Origin of the sequence: Bradyrhizobium sp. 142 (genome assembly GCF_023074015.1) — a bacterium.
GTDB lineage: Bacteria > Pseudomonadota > Alphaproteobacteria > Rhizobiales > Xanthobacteraceae > Bradyrhizobium.
Map to the genome: position 1 here is coordinate 31,073 of NZ_JADPKQ010000029.1, position 16,561 is coordinate 47,633.

17 protein-coding genes and 1 pseudogene are annotated in these 16,561 nt (G+C 62.2%); 9 read left to right on the top strand and 9 right to left on the bottom strand.

The genetic code is table 11. The features are described 5' to 3' along the window. The first annotated feature begins 760 nt into the window (after window positions 1–760). Window positions 761–2,125: an EAL domain-containing protein gene (locus tag IVA82_RS02420; RefSeq protein ID WP_247381772.1), complete on the top strand. Its 1,365-nt coding sequence runs from the start codon at window positions 761–763 to the stop codon at window positions 2,123–2,125. A gap of 195 nt (window positions 2,126–2,320) precedes the next feature. Next, window positions 2,321–2,938, top strand: a complete 618-nt coding sequence (locus tag IVA82_RS02425; RefSeq protein ID WP_247381774.1) for a hypothetical protein — start codon at window positions 2,321–2,323, stop codon at window positions 2,936–2,938. Between the two features lie 294 nt (window positions 2,939–3,232). Here the strand turns inward: IVA82_RS02425 and IVA82_RS02430 are convergent, their stop codons facing one another. Continuing rightward, entirely contained in the window at window positions 3,233–3,844 is a 612-nt protein-coding gene (locus IVA82_RS02430) for a hypothetical protein (protein ID WP_247381829.1), read from the bottom strand. Here IVA82_RS02430 and IVA82_RS02435 point away from each other — a divergent pair. The 5 genes and pseudogenes from IVA82_RS02435 to IVA82_RS02455 all read left to right on the top strand — a co-directional run bounded on the left by IVA82_RS02435 (window position 3,807) and on the right by IVA82_RS02455 (window position 9,995). Next, a complete protein-coding gene (locus tag IVA82_RS02435; protein ID WP_247493153.1) occupies window positions 3,807–7,526 on the top strand; it encodes an autotransporter outer membrane beta-barrel domain-containing protein in 3,720 nt (1,239 codons plus the stop codon). The genes IVA82_RS02430 and IVA82_RS02435 overlap by 38 nt on opposite strands. A 14-nt stretch (window positions 7,527–7,540) precedes the next feature. Further along, the gene (locus IVA82_RS02440) at window positions 7,541–8,668 is read left to right on the top strand and encodes a hypothetical protein (protein WP_247381776.1); all 1,128 of its coding nucleotides are present in this window, start codon (window positions 7,541–7,543) and stop codon (window positions 8,666–8,668) included. Window positions 8,669–8,708: 40 nt separating this feature from the next. Next, window positions 8,709–9,345, top strand: a pseudogene (locus IVA82_RS02445) (NYN domain-containing protein). Between the two features lie 74 nt (window positions 9,346–9,419). Then, a complete protein-coding gene (locus tag IVA82_RS02450) occupies window positions 9,420–9,629 on the top strand; it encodes a hypothetical protein (RefSeq protein ID WP_247381781.1) in 210 nt (69 codons plus the stop codon). 72 nt (window positions 9,630–9,701) lie between these two features. Continuing rightward, a complete protein-coding gene (locus IVA82_RS02455; protein ID WP_247381783.1) occupies window positions 9,702–9,995 on the top strand; it encodes a hypothetical protein in 294 nt (97 codons plus the stop codon). 353 nt (window positions 9,996–10,348) lie between these two features. Here the strand turns inward: IVA82_RS02455 and IVA82_RS02460 are convergent, their stop codons facing one another. The 8 genes from IVA82_RS02460 to IVA82_RS02495 all read right to left on the bottom strand — a co-directional run bounded on the left by IVA82_RS02460 (window position 10,349) and on the right by IVA82_RS02495 (window position 15,090). Then, window positions 10,349–10,834: a hypothetical protein gene (locus IVA82_RS02460; protein WP_247381784.1), complete on the bottom strand. Its 486-nt coding sequence runs from the start codon at window positions 10,832–10,834 to the stop codon at window positions 10,349–10,351. A gap of 3 nt (window positions 10,835–10,837) precedes the next feature. Then, window positions 10,838–11,653: an FAD:protein FMN transferase gene (locus tag IVA82_RS02465; protein WP_247381786.1), complete on the bottom strand. Its 816-nt coding sequence runs from the start codon at window positions 11,651–11,653 to the stop codon at window positions 10,838–10,840. A gap of 3 nt (window positions 11,654–11,656) precedes the next feature. Next, window positions 11,657–12,112 (bottom strand): FMN-binding protein, encoded by a 456-nt coding sequence (locus IVA82_RS02470; RefSeq protein ID WP_247381789.1) that lies wholly within the window; start codon window positions 12,110–12,112, stop codon window positions 11,657–11,659. A 22-nt stretch (window positions 12,113–12,134) separates the two neighbouring features. After that, window positions 12,135–12,998, bottom strand: a complete 864-nt coding sequence (locus tag IVA82_RS02475; protein WP_247381791.1) for a DUF6662 family protein — start codon at window positions 12,996–12,998, stop codon at window positions 12,135–12,137. Between the two features lie 433 nt (window positions 12,999–13,431). After that, on the bottom strand, window positions 13,432–14,112 hold the full coding sequence (locus IVA82_RS02480) for a hypothetical protein (RefSeq protein WP_247381793.1): 681 nt from the start codon (window positions 14,110–14,112) through the stop codon (window positions 13,432–13,434). Between the two features lie 144 nt (window positions 14,113–14,256). Next, a complete protein-coding gene (locus tag IVA82_RS02485) occupies window positions 14,257–14,478 on the bottom strand; it encodes a recombinase family protein (RefSeq protein ID WP_247381795.1) in 222 nt (73 codons plus the stop codon). Between the two features lie 11 nt (window positions 14,479–14,489). Then, window positions 14,490–14,744 carry a recombinase family protein gene (locus IVA82_RS02490; protein WP_247381831.1) on the bottom strand — a complete coding sequence of 85 codons (255 nt, stop codon included), beginning with the start codon at window positions 14,742–14,744 and terminating at the stop codon, window positions 14,490–14,492. Next, entirely contained in the window at window positions 14,662–15,090 is a 429-nt protein-coding gene (locus tag IVA82_RS02495; protein ID WP_247381797.1) for a recombinase family protein, read from the bottom strand. Before IVA82_RS02495 ends, IVA82_RS02490 begins: the two co-directional genes overlap by 83 nt. A gap of 491 nt (window positions 15,091–15,581) precedes the next feature. On the opposite strand from IVA82_RS02495, the gene IVA82_RS02500 reads away from it, so the two are divergent. Next, entirely contained in the window at window positions 15,582–15,884 is a 303-nt protein-coding gene (locus IVA82_RS02500; protein WP_247381798.1) for a hypothetical protein, read from the top strand. Continuing rightward, window positions 15,881–16,330, top strand: coding sequence for a type II toxin-antitoxin system VapC family toxin (locus IVA82_RS02505; RefSeq protein WP_247381800.1), 450 nt, complete (start codon window positions 15,881–15,883; stop codon window positions 16,328–16,330). Before IVA82_RS02500 ends, IVA82_RS02505 begins: the two co-directional genes overlap by 4 nt. The last annotated feature ends 231 nt before the right edge of the window (window positions 16,331–16,561 follow it).

Here is a 16,561-nt window from a genome sequence, read left to right on the forward strand (position 1 = left end):
GCCGTCCGTCGCAGCTCATCGCGCCCACTTGCGGCTTGATACCAAAACCCACCCGCGAAGTGTGAGTCGCGCTCGCTTCGCGCTGTCGACAGGTTGACCTGGATCGTCAGGCTCGCAATCGTCTGCGCGGACGACGGTTTAGATCGTGTCAGCTGCGGCGCCGCCGGCCCAAGCGCTGAATGCCGCACCAACAGGCGCGATGATCGGCGCCTGCTGTCGTAACCATCTCGTCACGATGTGCCTCCTTTCGGCCGCGTCCTTTATTTCCGGCGTCGCGCACCGCGCGTCAAAGGCTTGATTTATCCGCTCCTGCCGCTCGCGGATTTCGTTGCCAATCAAGTGAGACCGTCCGCGGCAGTTCCCAGAGGACATTCCTGCGAGCGGTCTGAAAATCGATGGCGGAGATTAGTCGCCGCGTCGAATCTAGCGCCAAAAGCGAACCCCAAAATGATCAACTTGAACACGGTTATGATCAGGAGCCTACGCCTCGATTGCTGCTAGCATTTTCTGCATAGGGGCGCGCTTCCTCCGAATTGGGAATTGGGCGGCAGTGACCACCAAAGTCGACTCCGACGCATTTGTATCAGAAGGCCGCAAAGCGGACAGAAACAATGGGGCTCAATGGTCATCGGGGGCTCGCTTGGCAATGCCCCAACACATGGTTGCGGGTTGGGTTCGACGGGAACTCTATGTTCGCCGGACTCCCGGGTTCTCTGCGCCGTCGCCGCGATCGGTATTCAACAACGCGTCCAGTCGAGCGATGTCGCGGACGCGCGCTGTTTCCCATTCCTTCGAAGCGAGCGTCCACCCTGAATGTGCGTCAAAAAACATCAAGCGGCGCGCCCTTGTTCCGCTCGATCTTTTGCCGGGTGCGCCGATGGGTGAATTGATGGCTGAGGCGGCTCTCCCAGTTTCGCGGGCGCCAACGAATGACGTCCTTTCCCTTCTTGTCGTCATCGATAATCTGGGCGACCTCGCGGATGCTTATGACAGTTCGTTGGCGTCGGTCGTGAGCGACGTCGTGCATACACGCGCCTTATCGTTTTGCGGAACAGATGCCGGCATCGCGCGTCTTGCAGCCGACCGGTTCGCAGTCGTCACGCGGAAGGGATTACGTTTCGAAAACGTTGCGGCCTTCGCAGGCGCCATGACAGCCATCGGCGGCGAGCCGATTCGTGTCTTCGATATCGCTGTGCTCGCTGCCGTCACGGTCAAGATCCTGCGGCCCGACGTCAATCGCTTCGATGTCGCGGAGGCGGTTGCAGCGCACGCCAAGGCCGTTGCCGAACGAGGCGGTGCGACCTGGGGCCGCGATTATCGGGCTGACATGGCGGCGGCCGTTGCGGGCGTCTTCGCCCTGCGGGAAGGACGGCTGTCCTTAGCCTATCAACCTATTTGTCGCGCTGATCAACCGGACCGGGTTCTCTACTGGGAAGGACTGCTGCGCATCGCGGGCGCCGATGGCCGCGTTCAACCCGCTGGTGCGTCGATCCTTGCGATGGAACGATTGCGACTCGTCCGCCAGTTGGACCAGTGGGTCGTCAATCGGACGATCGATGAATTGCGAACGACGCCTGAGATTTGTCTTGGCTGTAATATCTCGGCACGAAGCGCTGTTCTCGACGATGGCTGGGTATCCACTATCGCGCGGCTTCTGAAGGATACGAGTATCGCTTCCCGCCTGATCCTGGAAGTCACCGAAACAGCGCCGTTGCCAACCAACGAGCAGGTGCGGACGTTCGTTGACGCGATGCGCTCACTCGGCTGCCGCATCGCCGTCGACGATTTCGGTGCTGGCAATAACAGTCGGCACGCCTTGACGTCATTGAGCCTCAATTTCGTGAAGATCGACGCCGGATGCCTGCACCGCGCGCGTGTCGATGCGAGGTGGCAATCGTGCCTGTCAGATTTGGTCGGCTCCGCCGCACGCCTTGCCGAGACCGTCATCGTAGAGGGCATCGAGACGCCTTCCGATGCGCGCTTGGCACGGGAGGCTGGTGCGCAGTGGCTCCAAGGCTATTTGTTCGGGAATCCTTCATCGCTGCGACCTCCGTCGAGCGATCCGGGCGTTAAGGCGCCTTGCGAGAGAGGGGGCGTCAATGGCTCGACTCCAACTCGCGCTTGATGTCCTGGCGGCGGCTCTGGTCAGCGGCCTGGTGGAGGTTGCGCTAGCGCCATGAGCAAACGCACGTGCGCGGCCCCTTCATCCTCATCTCGCGCGGCTCCCGGCGCTGGAAACGCGCCGCAATCGACAAGCGACAGCGATGTCCTGGGACCGCCGAATAGATCGCCTGTGCGGACCTTTCGAAACCGAGGGGTCGTGGAGCGAGTCCTGTTGCGGGTGGTTGGAGGCGCAATCACGGTCTTCGCTCCCATCATGATCCTCGGGCTCGGCGGCGGAAATGCCGCAGCAGCGATGATATTCGGAATTGCCAGTCTGGCCATTGTTGTCTTCGAGCTCCGTGCGTCCGCCGCTGGGCCGAATGATGCGTCATCGCAGTACGCTTTGGACCCGGTTCCTTGTCCGGCACACGATGACAACGCCTCGCCTGCGATGATCGAGGCGGTTACGCAATTCGCACCGCGACTGCGCGGGTTGACCCGTCTAGTGCACGGGCAGTTCGCGCAGATTGATGACGTCGGATTTTGGCAGGCCGACGTGATCCTCACCGCCTATGTGACGGGCCTCATCGCCGGCGCGGCAGGCTCGGACCTGGACCGTCAGCGTCGTCGCGCAGCCTTCTTGCTTGCGCACTTCATCGGCGCCGAGCGTGCCGATGCGGCGATCGCGCGGTTTTGCAGCGGCGCCGCCCCTTGGACAAGCAGCCTGCTCGACGTGGTCGCGTCGATTGGAAGCCTGGATGGTGCGCGCCTTCGCGATGAGGGGATTGTTGCCGCCGGGCCGCAACAGACCGCAAGACGTCGCGCATCACCATGAACCGATATCGATCGTTGATCATCGTAAGCGCGAGATCATGTCAGAGTCCGACCATTGCTCTTCGGTTTCGTCGTCATCCCAAGGCGCAGCCAAACCAGTCGCCGCGCGGTCATCAAGCGGCTTCGTCAAGACATGGCACAGGGTTGGAGATGAAGCACCAGAACGAATTACCCTCGATGCAAGCGGTGATGCCAAGGCCAAGCTCTCTGTCGCGGACATTCTCGCGCGGTGTGGTGGCAATGTTGGCAGAGGATAAGGAATGAACAAGGCACATCGCGTGGTCTGGAACAAGGCTCACGGCACCTGGACCGCCGTTTCAGAGATCACCCGAGGCAGATGCAAAGCCATGTCCGCCATGCGCGCCTCACGTGGTGTGGTCGGGCCAGCCAGCTTGACCTGCACGGCGGTGACGGCGCTGCTGTCGATGGGAACGGCGGCGGCGCAGACCTGGACCGGTGCCACGAGCACCGACTGGACCACCAGGACCAACTGGTCGACCAGCGCGGTGCCGACGGCGACCAGTTCCGTCACCATCAACACGACGAGCCCGAATGCCACCGTGCTCGGTGTCTCCGGCCCTTCGACAGGCGCTTCGGGATTCACGGTAGTCGGCAACACTGGAACCGGCAGGCTCACGATCCAGAACGGCAGCACGCTGACGACTCCCAACGCTGCACATCTGGGCCTCTCGGCCACCGGCAATGGCACCGTAACAGTGAGCGGCGCGGGCTCGAAATGGAACAATTCCGGAGGTAGTCTAGGCGTCGGCCAAAACGGAACCGGCACGCTCGCGATCAGCAATGGAGGCACTGTCTCGACCATCAGCACCGTCATCGGAGGTGCCGCCGGCAGCAACGGCACGGTGACAGTGAGCGGCCTGGGCTCGAACTTGACCAACAGCAGCACGCTCTACATCGGCAACACCGGAACCGGCACGCTCGCGATCAGCAATGGCGGTACCGTCTCGAACACCAGCAGCTACATCGGGAATTTCGCCGGCAGCAACGGCACGGTGACCGTGAGCGGCCCGGGCTCGAACTGGACCAACAGCAGCACCCTGACGGTCGCCAACGCCGGAACCGGCACGCTCGCGATCAGCAATGGCGGTACTGTCTCGAACACCAACAGCTTCATTGGGAATGTCGCGGGCAGCAACGGCACAGTGACAGTGAGCGGCCCGGGTTCGAAATGGACCAACAGCTCGATGTCGATCGGCAACGCCGGAACCGGAAAACTCGCGATTAGTAGTGGCGGTACCGTCGCGGCGTCGGGCACTGTAACCATCGGGAGCGCTTCCACCGGCAAGGGTGCGCTCAGCGTCGACGGTTCGGGCTCAACATTATCAGCGGCGGGGTTAACCGTCGCCGCCGCCGGAACCGGCACGCTCGCGGTCAGCAATGGCGGTGCTGTCTCGAACACCGCTGGCGTCATCGGCAATGCCGCCACCGGCAACGGCACGGTGACCGTGAGCGGCCCGGGCTCGAACTGGACCAACAGCAGCACCCTGACGGTCGCCAACGCCGGAACCGGCACGCTCGCGATCAGCAATGGCGGTACTGTCTCGAACACCAACAGCATCATCGCGAATGCCGCGGGCAGCAACGGCACAGTGACAGTGAGCGGCCCGGGTTCGAAATGGAGCAACAGCTCGATGTCGATCGGCAACGCCGGAACCGGAAAACTCGCGATTAGTAGTGGCGGTACCGTCACGGCGTCGGGCACTGTAACCGTCGGGAGCGCTTCCACCGGCAAGGGTGCGCTCGCCGTCGACGGTTCGGGCTCAACACTATCAGCGCTGGTGTTAACCGTCGCCAACTTCGGAACCGGCACGCTCGCGATCAGCAATGGTGGTGCTGTCTCGAACACCGCCGGCATCATCGGGAATTTCGCCGGCAGCAACGGCACGGTGACCGTGAGCGGCCCGGGCTCGAACTGGACCAACAGCAGCACCCTGACGGTCGGCAACGCCGGAACCGGCACGCTCGCGATCAGCAATGGCGGTACTGTCTCGAACACCAACAGCTTCATCGGGAATGCCGCGGGCAGCAACGGCGCGGTGACAGTGAGCGGCCCGGGCTCGAAATGGACCAACAGCAGCACCCTGACGGTCGCCAACGCCGGAGCCGGCACGCTCGCGATCAGCAATGGCGGTACTGTCTCGAACACCGTCGGCATCATCGGGGATGCCGTCACCGGCAACGGCACGGTGACAGTGAGCGGCCCGGGTTCGAGCTGGACATCGAGCGGGGCCATTGTGGTTGGTGAGGCAGGCAGCGGCACCTTGACCATTGCCAATGGCGCAACACTGAAAAGTGCGTCGGGCATCATCGGTGATGCGGCATCCGGCGTCGGTGTCGTGACGATCGATGGCGCAGGCTCGATCTGGGATGATACCGGCGATCCGATCATTGGTAATGCCGGCAAGGGCACGCTGACAATCAGCAATGGCGGCAGGCTGCTGAGCACGGTCAGCGTGCTCGGCAATCTCGCCACCGGCAACGGCACGGTGTTGGTGACAGGGGCGGGTTCAACCTGGACCGACAACAGCACGATCACCGTCGGCAATGCCGGCACCGGCAAGCTGACGGTTGCAGATGCAGGTCTGGTAACCGCCGCTGGCGGCGTGGTGGTCGCGGCGCAGGCGGGCAGCGCGGGCACGGTGAACCTCAATGGCACTTCCGGCCGCCAAGGTGTCCTGCAGACGCTGTCGCTGGCCGAGGGCAGCGGCACTGGCACGGTCAATTTCGACGGCGGCATCCTGCGCGCGATCGCGGACAACGCGAGCTTCATCTCCGGCTTCAAGGCGGGCGCGCTCAACATCAACGGCGGCGGAGCCACCATTGACGACGCCGGCTACACCATCGCCACCGACAACGCGCTTACCGGCACGGGCGGCCTGACCAAGACCGGTGTCGGCACGCTGACCCTCAACGGTATCAGCACCTACAGCGGCGGCACCACCGTCACCGCCGGCACGCTCGTGGTCGGCGATGAAGCGCATACGAGCGCGGCCCTGTCCGGTGGCGGCGCCACGACGGTCAACTCCGGCGCCACGCTCGGCGGCTACGGCAGCGTCACGGGCACGGTCACCAACAACGGCACCGTCGCCGTGGCGGATACCCTCGCGGCCGCCGGGCTGGCCAAAGGCAACTTCACGATCGACGGCACGCTCGTGAACAACAGCCTGGCGCAGGTCGGCGGCACGGGCATCGGCAACACGCTAACGGTGAACAGCTACGTGGGCAACATCGGCAGCACCGTCGCGCTCAACACCTACCTTGGCTCGGACGGCTCGCCCTCGGACCGGCTGATCGTCAACGGCGGCACGGCCACCGGCACCTCGGGCCTGAGGATCACCAACGTCGGCGGCGCCGGTGCGCTCACCTACGGCAACGGCATCCTGGTGGTGGATGCGATCAACGGCGCCACCACCGCCAGCGGCGCCTTCACCCTGAGCAAGCCGGTGATCGCGGGTCCGTACGAATACACCTTGTTCCGCGGCAGCACCGACGGCAGCGATGCCCAGGACTGGTTCCTTCGCTCGACCCTGCCGCTGAGCCAGCCCGGCTCGGAGACCCCGAACTACCGGCAGGAAGTCTCGCTCTACACCGCGCTGCCGTCGATGGCCCAGCTCTACGGACGCGCGACGCTGGGCACGATGCACGAGCGGGTCGGCGAACAGGAGCAGTTGCGCGGCGACAGCGCGCTCGATGCGAACCGCACCGTGGCCAACGGAGCCTGGGGCCGCATGATCGGCATACATGGCAGCCAGGGCACCGGCTCGATCTACAGCGATGGCCCGAAGTTCGACTACGACATCAGCGCGATGCAGGTTGGCCTGGATGTGTACCGCCGGGCCCGTGAGGACGGTGGGCGCGATCATGCCGGCATCTCCGTCGCGATCGGCCACCTGGGCGGCGATGTGACCCATGCCGATGGCATCCGCGCGGGCCGCAACAGCTTCGACGCCCAGACGCTCGGCTTCTACGGAACGCACTTCGGGGCCTCGGGCTGGTATGTGGACGCCGTGGCCCAGGTCACCCTGTACAACAACGTGAAGGCACTGTCGTCGCGCACCCAGGGGCTCGAGAGCCCGATCACGCTGTCGACCAACGGCCGCGGGGTGGGGGCTTCGCTCGAGGGCGGCTACCCGATCCAGGTCGGCGGCGGCTGGATCGTGGAGCCGCAGGCGCAGCTGATGTACCAGCGCATCGGTCTCGACGACTCGGCTGACGTGGCCGCGACGGTGCGCTTCCCGACCTCCGAGTCGCTGGCCGGACGCGTGGGACCCCGCTTCGCGCGCACCTGGGCGCTGGAGGAGGGCGACCGGGCGCGCATGATGACCGCGTGGCTGCGCGCCAACCTGTGGCACGAGTTCATGGGCAACAACAAGACGGAGTTCTCCTCGGCCAGTGGCTTCCTGCCCTTCAGCTCGGACCTCAGCGGCAGCTGGGTGGAGCTCGCGGGGGGCTTCACTGCGCAGCTGACGCGGCGCACCGCGGCGTTTGCCCAGGTCGGCTACATGCAGGGCACAAGCAGCGATCGCTCTGCCTACAGCGGCAAGTTCGGGGTGCGGGTCAACTGGTAGGTTGAGCCTGCTCGATGAAGACCGATGATGAAACGGACACCGACGAACATCATCCATCACGCCGAGCGCGAAGCATGGAGCAGCGGCTGCGCATACTGCATTTCTTCAAAGGTCGAGACGAGACGGTGTGGGAACACGACAAAGCAATCGCGGATAAAGTGGACAGCCGCAGGTCATCGGGGGCTCGCTTGGCGATGCCCCCCAACACATGGCTGCAGGTTAGTTTCGGCGGGAACTCTGTGTTCGCCGGAGCTTACGGGATTTCTGCGCCGTCGCAGCGTTCGAAATTCAACAACGATCGCTGCGGAGGCGCGCTGCCCTGCAATCCCCCGAGGGGAGCGTCAACCTTGAACGCCCGTCAACAAGCGTCAAGCGGCGCGTCGTCGGCTGTACCCATGCGTGAACTCGCCGCTCAAGCGGACGTGGCAGCCTCGCGGGCTCCGTCGGATGACGCTGTTTCACTTCTTGTCGTCATCGAAAATCTAGGCGAGCTCGCAGATGCATACGATTGTTCGCTTGCGTCAGTTGTCAGTGATGTTCTGCATAAGCGCGCCGCGCCGTTTTGTGGCGCAGATGGCGGTATCGCACGCTCTGCGGCTGACCGATTTGCGGTTGTCGCGCGTCGCGGATCGCAGTTCGCCAAAGTTTCAGCCTTAATCGAAGGCGCCTTGATTGCCATCGGCGGTGAGCCAATTCAGGTTTTCAATATGGCCGTGCTCGCTGCCATCAGCATTGGCGCGTTGCCTGACGATGATCGGTGGGATGGCGTGGAGACGGTTGCGTATGACGGTGGCGCGATCGCCATGCGAGGAAACGTCGCCGGGGGCTGTGATTATCGAAGTGACATGGCGGCGGCCGTCGTTGCCGCCTCAGCGATGCAGGAAGGACGGCTATTCTTAGCGTATCAGCCAATTTGCCACGCTGATCAACCGCACAGGGTTCTCTACTGGGAACGTCTCCTGCGCATAGAAGGCGCCAATGGTGAATTGCAATCCGCTGGTGCGTCCATCCTTGCAAACGGCATCCAAAGAGATTCAACCGATGCCCACGGAATCGTGACGCATTCATTGATATCGATGACAAACATTGTCCGACCACGGCACTATTCGACTGTTATTCGGCGGGCGTTCGTCGCTCGTTGATCGGCGCCAAAATAAACTCCAACAACGTGAGAAATCTTTGATGTCACCGGTTTCCAACAAGATCGCGCTCTTCATCGATGGCGCCAATCTGCACGCAACCGCCAAGACGCTCGGGTTCGACATCGATTACAAACGCCTTCTCAAGGAATTCCAGAGCCGCGGCACCCTGTTGCGCGCCTTCTACTACACCGCCATCATCGAAGATCAGGAATATTCGTCGATCCGTCCCCTGATCGATTGGCTCGATTACAACGGCTATACCGTCGTCACCAAGGCGACCAAGGAATTCATCGACGCCTCCGGCCGCCGCAAGGTGAAGGGCAATATGGACATCGAACTCGCGGTCGATGCCATGGAGCTTGCCGAGCATGTCGACCAGATCGTGCTGTTTTCGGGCGACGGCGATTTCCGCTCGCTGGTCGAGGCGGTGCAGCGCCGCGGCGTCCGGGTGACGGTGATTTCCACGATATCAAGCCAGCCGCCGATGATCGCCGACGAGCTGCGCCGCCAGGCCGACGTCTTCACCGACCTGGTGGAGCTGCAATCCAAGCTCGGCCGCGACCCCTCCGAGCGCCCGGCCCCGCGCGAGCCGCGTCATCACGCGCCGCAATTCCTGCAGCGCGCGACCACCATTGGCGCCAAGGACCGATGACGACGATGTCGACGACTCTGCTTAGAGCGAGGTCTCGATGGAGTCCTGAAGCAGCCTCGGGCATTACAGAGCCAATCTGGAGGGGCAGGATGCAATTAAATGGAAATATTTGCTGTGGCTGGTGCCGTGGCGGTGGCGGCATGGTCACCAGCAAAGGCAACCAAATATGGAGCCGCAGCCGCGCAACAGAAGCCAGGAATAACGATTGGCGCTGCTGCCGCTGCAGCTCCGCCCGGCATCTACATTTTTGACCAAACGTTCGTGGGCACCGGACGGGCCAGCTCCGCTCAAGAATCCGTTGATCCGTAAATAGCAGACTTCAAAAAAGCAAATGGCGTCCCGCGGGATGGCATTTTTCTTGCGGCAGCTTCGGAGTTGAACGTGAATATGGTCGTTACACTGCTCGCAACGAGCGCCTTGCTGGGATTCGCAACCGGCCTCGTTTTTCGCGTCTGGATTATCGCCTTGGTATCACCGTTGATCGCGATCGGTTCCGCGATCCTTCTGCGAGCCGCGGACTTTGGGTTCGCTGCGCGCGTTCCGGTCATCATCGGGTGTTTTGTGGTCAGCCAGTTCGCTTACGTCGCCGGCGCTTTCATGGAGTCTCGCTTCTACAGGGCGGAGGATCTAGCCCGGGACGAAGTCGACGGCGATCCAGACCGCCGCCGCGAGTAAGCCGTCCGCGACCAGGACAGCCAGTGCCAGACCGGCCCATCGGGGGCCATTCGTTCCGCGCAGAAGGCGTCGACGGATGTCCTCCTCGCCATTTCTCCGCGGCTCCTTTCACAAATCGCGATCATTAAGATCCGCGCTGAGGGCCTCCGCGTGCAGATCTGCCGCGATATCCGTTGCAGTTGGCATCTTAGGCTTTGGTGAGCCGCTAACCCCTCAGGTACCGCCAGATTTACCTCGTCAGGACCGTAGCGATCGGAGGGCAAAGCGGACTTGTCATCCACGTTGCCATTCCGTCGCAAATGACTCGAGGCAGACATCCGCTAATCTTACGAGCGATAGAACAAGCTAGCTAACTAGCGTCGGCCCAATAATGCGGATGCAAGGCGAGTCCGACTCCCCGCCGCCGCATCCTGAGGTGATGTGGCGCTGTCCGCGCTGCGCCTGATCGTTGCCGCGAGCATCGCATGGACGGGAAACAGGGCGATGCAGGCAATCCCGATTCCGATATGGATCCACCGGGCCGGCTCGCGCGTCTGCTCGCCCCCGTAGTAGAGAACGAGGCCTGTCATGGCGAGCAAGACGAGCGTAGCCAGCGTGGTGCCACCGGTCCATCGCTTGCGCCGCCGATGCCAGCCCGAACGCACGTGCAGTGGCAGGAGCGAGCCGATCACAATCAACATTGCGTAGGCCGAGATACCGTGGACCATCAGCAGCAGCCGTTCGGTTTCGCTGGGCTCCATCTCGATGAGGTCGTGCAGGACGAACCAGGCCAGGCCGGTCAGCGCGACCACGCTGGTTGCAGTCCAGACAACGCTCTTCTGAACAGAGCCGAGGCGCATGGGTTAGGCCGCCATTGATCGCAGGTCACCGCAGCTGATGAAAGCGGTGGCGCCGAAACGGGCAAAGCTGGGATGCTGCAGGTCGCCGGTTTGGACCAGGATCTTGGTCAGCGCATCGGCTGCGATGCAGCTCGGCGCGACCACCGAATAGGCTTTGCCGTCCATGTCTGGCGCTGGAAGGTGGGAGGCCCTCGCGCGGCTGACAATGGCAGTCGAGGCCGAGGTGGCAATGCCGCCATTGCGCAGGTGTCCCGCCGCGCGAAGCCCGGCATCGGGGACGTGGACATAGATCGGCTGGGCGGCTTCCCCCATGACGCGCAGGTCGCCGCCGGCATTCACCGTCGCCTGTCGAATGCCCGCCGCGCGCAAGGTCGCGATGGCACGATCCACCGCAAAGCCCTTGGCTATTCCGCCAAGATCGATCGCTACCGGCGCGGCAAGCGACACGCTGTCGTCAGCAGAGACAAGCAGCGCCGCGATGCTCCCCGTCGAGACGTGTCCAAGACCATCCGAGGGCAGCAATTCGCGCCGCATCAGCTCGAAGCCAACCGCACAATCGAACAGGCCTTCGCTCGCCGCGTGGAAGGCGTGCGCCCGCCGGAGAACGCGTGCGGTTAACGGATGAACACGGACCGGCGTGCGGAATGCCTCGCGGTTGATGCGACCGAGATCGCTATCGCAGTCATGAAAGCTCATCAGGCGCTGGACCAGCGCGATCGCATCGAACGCTGCCGCGATGGCCCGCTCGGCGATCGCCGGCCCAGCGCCGTCGACCTCGATCTCGACGATGGTCCCCAAGAGCGGTCGCGCGCGCCTCATGATCTAGCCGCCTTTCAGGCTTTGGAACTGACCGACGATGCGCCTGACGCCGTCAGTGATGTGCTTGCACGATAGTGTCGCGCCGCTGATGTTCTTGATGTCGACGTTCAGCTGCAGCGGCGAGCTCGCGCTCTTGCCGACGAATTGCGAGCGCCAGGAAGCCTCGCGGACCTCGTAGCCATAGGATTCGTTATATTCGAGGATCTCGATCTGCTTCACCATTCCGCCCGCGGTGATGCCGACGGCGTATTTGATGTATTCGTGCTTGCCAAGCACGCGATCGATTACCACGATGCCGCCCGACGAAGCCCGGAACAGCCCCGGCCTGCCGCCGGAGGAGAATGATGCGCCCGGAAAGATCGCCTGCATCGCCTGTTGCTCAGACAGGTAGACATTCGCTTTAGCGGGCGCGACCAGAACGATGGCCGCCGGTGCCGCAAGGATGGGTGTCCATTTCATGACTGCGTGCCTTGGTCGATCGTTAGTTGGCGCCGAATGGCACGCCGAGGCGGAACATCACTTCGTCGCGGGCATGCTCATCGCCGTAGATGCGCCCGTGCTTGACCACCGAGGCCTGATCCTCGTTGTAGGTGATGACCACAGGAAGCTGATGACGCCAAGCCAGCGTCCACCAGAACTCTTTCTGACCGTAGTGGATGACAGGTCCGGCAAAGAACGCAGAATGTTCGGGATTGTTGAACCAGTAGCCGGTGAACTCGTTGTGGATGCGCGTCTCCAGGCCGATCATCCAGTTCGGCGCGACGAGATAGGACGCGCCGACCGTCACGTCGATCGGAGAGGCTCTTTCGATCGAGCCGTCGGCGTAGACTTCGCGCTCATGCTTGCCCATGATATTGAGGGCGACGATGAGGCGATCGTCCAGGAAGTTCTTTTGCAGGATGACCCGCCATTCGAGCTCCTTTTCCTTCGGTCCGATCTCGGGCTCGATATAGAGCGCCAGACCGATCGGATCGGTCACGGGATTCAGGACCTGGTAAATCGCCTCCAGCGCGACTGAATCGAAACGCGCCTTCTCGTAACGGGCATAAGGATCGAACGAGGCATCGAGGAATTGGGTGACGCCCGGGCCGCCCGTAGTCCCGTCAAAGCCATTACGAAAGGCGTTGGCATAGCTCCAGTTGAAATAGCCGGAAAGCTGCAACCGGTCCGTCACGCCGTATTCAATCTCTTCCTTGTTCTGCAGGTAATAATACTGCCCCTGGGATTGCCCGGACTGCAGAAACGACTTGTGCTCGTATTCGCCGGTGCCTTTGGGATGCAGGTCGGCGGTGTAGATCCAGCCGAACGGTGATTCCCCTGCATGTGCCTGGCAAGCGGACAGCATCGCAGCCGCCGCGCATATTGGTCCCACTAAACGCTTCACTGTTGTCCCCATCAGAGAAAAGCCTGTGGGGTCTCGGCTACAGTGAGACACGATGATGTGACAATAGGTCACAGTTCGGAATCGATCTAAACGTACGCGGCGCGTTGAATCGCGTAACGCCCAACGTCGCTTCGCCAAGCTTCGGGAAAGATAAGTAGGTGAGCAATAAGAACGGCTTGCTCATTGCACCGCTTCTTCCCGATTTCTGGTTTGAGGGATTCTAATCTCTACCAATTCTAAGTTGCGGTGGCATCTCGCCGAGCCGTTCTTGATGCCACCGAAAATCCTTTCGCTGCCGAGAACGATTGCGAATGATTGAGTCCCTCCGTGCCGCGCTGGATCACGTCGGAAGTGCCGAAGGCCGGCATGCTTGCCGCCTGTGTGTCGGCCACGGCTAGCGAATGTCGGTATCGGTGGTTGCGAGTCCCCGCAACCAATGATTCTTGCGAAAGCAAGGCACCCAAAACTCCGGTTTCCGAAAGGACGTCGGGGTTTTCTTGTTTGCAGCGAACCGCAGGATTGCGGCCAGGTCACCGCGCAGCACGATTGCCAGCTCGGCCTCGTCAGGCACAAGCGTCATCTGATCGACCAGCGTCTGGAATACCTCAGCCGCCTCGGCCTTGCCGTCTTCGCTCTGTAAGCTCTCATAGAGCGCTACAATCCGCTGGCGGTAGATCTCCGCCATGTTCGGATGCAGGAGGGGCGGTGGCTCATCAGCGTTGGCAAGCAGCTCGGTCAGTTCCGCCTTGCGGGCTTCGAGACCGCCAATCTTATCCTTGAGCTGAGCGCCGGGCACGCCGTCCAGGATGGCTTGGATCGCTCGATCCAAATCACGCTGGACACGTTCCAGCTCCTTGCCCTGACTGATGATGTCTGCGCTGCGCTCGATCCGCAGCCGATTCACTTCGCGGGTGAACTCGTCGCAGAATTCCTTGAATAGCTCGGGCTCGATGAGATGCGTCCGGAGGCCGCTGAGCACGGAGGTTTCGAGCGCGTCTCGCCGGATGTTCAGGCGGTTGTCGCAGGTGCCCTTGTTCCGCAATGTCGCGCAGCCAAGCAGGTCCTTCGAGATCATCGTGTAACCGCCGCCACAGCAGCCGCACTTCACAAGGCCCGCGAACGGGTGCTTCGGACGCCGCCGTTCGTTCTGCGCATTCTCGCTGGGCACAGACGTCTCATAAGCGAGCGATTGCTGGCGTGCCTTCACCGGGTTCCAGACTTACTGGTCGATGATGCGCATCTCCGGCACCTCCTGAACCACCCACTCGGATTCAGGATTGAGGCGCGACACCCGTTTTCCCGTATCCGGGTCTTTCAGATAGCGGAGACGGTTCCAGACGAGGCGGCCGACATAAAGTTCATTGTTGAGGATGCCGACACCGCGCTTCGGGTTGCCATGGATCGTCGACGGCCCCCATTCGGCGCCTTGCGGCCCGGGCACGCCTTCCTTGTTCAGCTCAAAAGCGATGCCGCAGCGATGCCGCGGGACGATTTGCCCGCGAGATAATCGGCGAAGATGCGGCGCACGACGGCGGCTTCCGCCTCGTTGATCGTCCGATCGCCGCGGATCGGCTCACCATTTGCCGCGAACTGCTTCACCACGTCATAGCCGAAGCACAGCCCGCTACCGGACTTGCCATCCTCGACCCGGCCGCGCAGCCCACGGCGCGTCTTGTCGGCGAGGTCTTTCAGGAAGAGGGCGTTCATCGTGCCCGACATGCAGATGCGTCACGTCACCTTCGGAAAGCGTGACGATACGTACGCCGCCAAAGGCCATACGCTTGAATAGCCCGGCGATGTCTTCCTGATCGCGGCTCAGCCGATCCATTGCTTCGGCGAGCACGACGACGAACTTGCCGCGCATTGCGTCGCTGATCAGCTCTTGAATGCCGGGGCGCAGGAGCGACGCGCCGGAGATCGCGCGATCGGTATAGCTGTCGACGACAGTCCAGTCTTGCTTCTCGGCATGGAGGCGGCAGAGCCGCAACTGATCCTCGATCGAGGCGTCTCGCTGATTGTCCGATGAGTAGCGGGCGTAGAGCGCGACCTTCATAGGGCGACCTCCTTACTCCGGGAGGCGGTCTCGCGTCCGGTTGTCTGTTTCGGCTTGAACGAAGTTCCGTGCGGCCTGTCGCGCCAGCAGCCGGACCAGATTGACGAGGCGTGGATCGGGCTTCGATGACGCAGGCACGGCCGGTTCGCGAGCCGCGTCGGCGACCACACGAAGCTTGTCGGCTGTTGTATGTCTTGATGACGCCTTGGCAAGGCGTAAATCGCTTTTAAATCAATAGTTTGCGTCGCACCGGAGCGAATGCCGGCGCGTGACGGCGTAGTGGCGGTGCGCGGGTCGATGGCCATCGTAGCAATAATATTTTTGTGATCACGCCCTTTGGAAGAGGGGCGTCTCGTCACGGTGGCAGCCCCCCGGCACCTAAAATGCGTGGGAGAGGTCATCTTTATCTACCGGGACCGATAACACTTCCACCAGCCTTGCACTCCAAAGACAATAAGGCTATATATCTGGATATAGCACGGAGGCAAGCGATGAGCAACAGTGCACAGAAGAGAGCCCTCGAGAATTATCGGTCTCGTCTGACCGAGCGTGGCATCGCGCGGTTCGAGATTCAGGCGCTCGACGCCGATCGCGATCTGCTCCGATCCCTTGCCCGGAAATTGACGGAGGAAGGTCCGGAAGCTGGGAAACTTCGCCGGACGATACAGCAGGCCGTGGCAGGCGAGCCTCCGAAAGCGGGCGGTATTCTAGCAGCGTTACGTCGCTCACCTCTGGTTGGCGAGGATCTCGACCTCAGCCGGCCGCGAGAGGATGGGCGTAAGGTCGATCTGTGACACGCTATCTCCTCGACACCAATATCATCAGCAACGTCATAAAGCCGGAGCCGTCGGGCTCCCTGCTGGCTTGGATGGGCGCGCAGAAGGACGACGACCTTTTCATTGCTTCGCTTACCGTCGCCGAAATCCACCGAGGCATCTTGGAAAAGCCGAAAGACAAGAAGCGTAGCAGCCTTGAAACTTGGTTCGCTGGCCCAGAAGGGCCGCAAGCGCTGTTCGCCGGCCGCATCCTATCGTTCGACGATAAGGCGGGTTTGATCTGGGCGCGGCTGATGGCCAACGGTAAAGCCAAGGGCCGTTCGCGAAGCGCGCTAGACACAATCATTGCCGCCGTAGCCGAAGCTAATGAGTGCGTCGTCGTGACCGACAATGAAAAGGACTTCGAGGACGTTCAGATCATCAACCCACTCCGCAGTTGCGGAAGCCAGGAGGCAGGCAGGTGACGATAGCTCGGACGGTCCGGCCGATTCACTTCGAGGATTTCAGCGGCATCGAGTTCGAACGCCTCGTGTTCGCCTACCATCTTTGCGATGGCTGGACTGATCTCGCTTGGTTCGGCCAAACGGGAAGCGACCAAGGGCGCGACATCATCGGTACACGTCCGTTCGACGACAGGCGATTGGCCTTATTCCGATCGCGGTGCTACTGGCGGGCGGCGCCATTGGCCTGCTGTT